Raw genomic sequence first — 2,262 nt, forward strand, 5'->3', positions numbered from 1 at the left:
GGCCCGCCACGCGACAAAAATGTCGGGAACATTTTTGAACGGCTTTAGCAGTCCCGAAGGGTGAAGTACAGGGTGTGCGGAATAATCGGAAGCGTGTCCGAAGGACAAACGGCCCGCGCAGCAACCAAATAAGCTACCTGCTTTTGATACGTTTTGGTTCGCCGATATATAAATTCCCCCTTCCTTAGAAGGCAGGTCAAGCTTGCAAGGTAAACCACCTTGCAAGGTCTCACTATTAAAATGTTACATTCAGGTCTAGCTATGATCGAGAAATTAATGAATTGGCTTGGGTATTACAAAAAGCCCAAGCGTTCGGACACTTACCGGCCTATTGAATATAGGCAGTTCGAGGGCGAGTTCGATTGTGGAGATTTACTTCTTGAAAAGATGACCGAAGGGAATAACTTTTTACGTAACCGTTCAAAAGAAGATTATGAGTGTCTGGGGATGTTTTTTTCGATTGTCCTAATGGTTGAACATAAGCTAGTCAATCTTCTGCTTAGGTTTGATCCGGATATAGAATCTAAAATGTTCGGGCAAAAAGTCGACGTATTCAAAGATTTCCTTAAGGCCTATGAACCGAGCGAAGATGACGATATGGAAGTTTATAATTTACTGATACAGCCTCTGTCACAGATTAAATCGGTTCGCAATACGCTGGCTCATGACATCAAATCGCCCCTGTTTACGAGTAAAGATATCAATCAAGTGATTTCCTACATAAAGCAAAGGCGACCTGATCTCCATAAGAAATACAAAGACTGCAACGATGACAGAGGCGTATGCATTGGTGCTTTGGCCTCTTTTGTGTTTATCTTTTCATTTGAAATTGCAAAGCTAAGGATATCAATAGCATAAGTGTAAAAATCGGCTGCAAGCAGACGCCCAAACCTACGCTGTTTTCGTGGGTTCCGCTGCGCTACACCTTACCACAAACACCTCTCCGGCTTGGGCGCTGGTGAGCCGGGCGTTATGTGTCTCACTGAAGTCGGAAGTCTACTCCTTTTAATCCGCAATTAAATTTGATAGAGGTAAGTAAATGAGCTTTATTACCAATGGCCACTGGGGGAATAGGCCTGCATTGTTTGTTGATGGGATTGCTGTAAAAACATTTAGTAATCCATTTGCAGGTGTAATTGATATTCATGATGTAACAACGGGTTTACGCGAAGGAAGAAATTTTGTAGGTGCTGATGGTGTTGTAAGGAGCTTTGATGCGAATGGGGCGCTACAGGGCACATCAAGAATTGATCAGCTTGGTAATATTCATAAGTTTGATTCACGAGGATATTTCGAAAGTATTACTTATGGTAATACTTTTGGTGCAACTACAGTTGATGCGTGGGGGAATTTCTCTAATACATATGGAAATTCTGACGACATAATTGAAAATATTGCTTCTCTCGGCAGTTTCTCGAAAGGCATTTTTGGATAGCAATATGGATATTTATAAAAGGATTGAAATAATCACACTTGATTTAATGCTTGAACATTCAAAAGAACTGATTTATGAAAAAAATTCATCGGGGCTAGCATGTCTTCCATTAAATATTATTTTTTCGGTAGATGAAGAGTTAGAAACAGGCGTATTTGAAGAGATTCCTTTTTCAGATGAGGCATTAGAAAAAAGTATTTGTTTTTTTGATGAGGTTTTAGAAGGCTCGTTATTTTCAAACATCGCTAAAGGTGCAAGTTTTGGTCTAAATCCAGTACGGGCTTTAGCAAAAAATATGCTAGAACTCGAGAGTAATGAGTACAGGGTTATAAGATCAACATTGAGGCTCCATGGTTTAGATATAGTTCTGGGAGCATTTTCTGAAATGATGAATCGTGGTGCCACACCTGAAAAAATACTCAATCTTCTTGAAGAGTTTCATCCAGAAGAAGGAGAAGAGTTAGAGGAGTCAATCTTATACCTTGTCGATACTGGAGTTATAGATGGTTCAATTGATAGCGTTACAGCTAAAACTGGTAGAGCTGTAGGTGGAGGCACTGGTGCTATTGCAGGAGCAGCGCTTGGCTCAATGATATTTCCAGTAGTTGGTACTGCTATTGGAGCAGCTATTGGTTCAGAGGCTGGAAAAATGTTTGGTGAACAAGCTTCAAGGCCAGAAGATGAGTCAGACATTGTTGCTGAGAAAGCAAAGCAATTTGCATCAAAAGTTAAGTCATTCTTTTAGTAACGTGCAAATGACACATAACAAAAAATACAGGTGCCGCCTACGGCGTACCTGATCTTGGCGTTAGCCATCAAAAGGAAAC

The 2,262-nt window shown here is 40.7% G+C and carries 3 protein-coding genes; all 3 read left to right on the top strand.

The features are described 5' to 3' along the window. The first annotated feature begins 261 nt into the window (after nt 1-261). On the top strand, nt 262-858 hold the full coding sequence (locus tag CX651_RS19630) for a hypothetical protein (RefSeq protein WP_198552069.1): 597 nt from the start codon (nt 262-264) through the stop codon (nt 856-858). Nucleotides 859-1,039: 181 nt separating this feature from the next. Beyond that, nucleotides 1,040-1,435 (top strand): hypothetical protein, encoded by a 396-nt coding sequence (locus CX651_RS19940; protein ID WP_146226002.1) that lies wholly within the window; start codon nt 1,040-1,042, stop codon nt 1,433-1,435. 4 nt (nt 1,436-1,439) lie between these two features. Then, nucleotides 1,440-2,180, top strand: a complete 741-nt coding sequence (locus tag CX651_RS19635; RefSeq protein ID WP_146226001.1) for a glycine zipper domain-containing protein — start codon at nt 1,440-1,442, stop codon at nt 2,178-2,180. Nucleotides 2,181-2,262: the final 82 nt, after the last annotated feature.

This window comes from Shewanella chilikensis, assembly GCF_002836945.1.
In the GTDB taxonomy this organism is placed as follows: domain Bacteria; phylum Pseudomonadota; class Gammaproteobacteria; order Enterobacterales; family Shewanellaceae; genus Shewanella; species Shewanella chilikensis.